The following is a 1,339-nucleotide window of genomic DNA, read 5'->3' as shown; positions in this document are numbered from 1 at the left end:
AGTAAAGGAGGCACCCACAGAAACGGAACAAACATACAAACGAAAAATATCGCCAAAGGATCTGCAACCAAATTTTCATAAGCTCGAGGCTTGGGCTCATCAATTATCTGATAGGATTGCATCTTACTTTCCATGCTTCTTCAAAAACTCCAGAACATCATCGTATCGCCCGCCATCATTGGCGTAACGAGCATAATTGCGCGCAGTTGTTAACCATTCCGTCGTGGTAGCCCTGCTATCTCCCAATGCCTCTTTAAAATGATTTGAAGATATCGATACCTCTTTACCTGACTCTATAGACTCCTCGATTGCTTCATCTGCAGCCATATCCACTAAATTAGCTAAGTCTGCACCTGAATAACCAGGTGTTTTCGTTGCTAAGCCTTTGTAGTCGATATCGGGCAATGATGGCCTTTCTTTCATATGGTGCTCTAGAATCGACTGCCTAGCTTCTTTATCAGGTGGCGGCACAAAGAACATTCGATCAAAACGACCAGGCCTTAGAAAGGCGGAATCGATCGACCAGGGCACGTTAGTGGATGCGAGGACTAAAACTCCATCATTGTTTTGCGAAAATCCATCCAGCTCAGTTAAGAATTGACTAACGGTGTTGCTCGTTGAACTGTTTCTAGCGTGCTCCCTTTTACCCGCAAGCGCTTCCAACTCATCAAAGAACAAAACACTTGGAGCTTCTGCACGCGCTTTTTCGAAAATTGCATGAAGTTTCTGCTCAGACTCTCCAATATACATATCAAGGACATCTGAAATCTCGACATTGAAAAAGGAAGCATTGCATTGCCCTGCCGTTGCTCGAGCAAGAAGGGTTTTGCCGCATCCAGGTGGACCATAGAGCAAAACTCCGCCACCCACCTTCTTCTTGAAACGCTGGAACAAAGAAGGTTTCTGAAAGGGTAAAATAATTTTCTTGTGAACTTGTTTTTTTACTTGGCTGAGCCCAACCACATCCTCAAACGTAGTAGAATCTTCTCGATGTCGGGCCAGCTCAGTAACTGAGCCAAAGTCTAATTTTTCGACAACTTTTAGTTTGACCTTCTCTTCTGTAATTCCAAAAAACTTATCGAGAGATTGCGAGCGAATTGAAGCATCCCTTATTTTCCCTGAAACATAAACTGCTTTCGCTTCATCGAGACACTCCTCATTCTTAAGTTTATTTACTATATGGAGCAAAGAACCTACATCAATTCCTTCAGAAATTTTTATTAGACTGGTTAGATCATTATGCCGTACAAAGCAATCTACTAATTTAGTGGCCTCCTCGTCGGACAAAACCATAGATTGATCTTTAAAAAAGGACTCTGCTAACTCGATATCACCTTTA

Annotated in this window: 1 protein-coding gene; it reads right to left on the bottom strand. The window is 42.5% G+C overall.

What is annotated here, in order from left to right:
* Positions 1-123: 123 nt before the first annotated feature.
* On the bottom strand, positions 124-1,339 hold a 1,216-nt coding region (locus A3738_RS18365; RefSeq protein ID WP_068763765.1), incomplete at its 5' end, for a 26S protease regulatory subunit.

This window comes from Oleiphilus sp. HI0066 (assembly GCF_001635725.1).
This window is presented reverse-complemented; position numbering and strand designations above follow the sequence as displayed.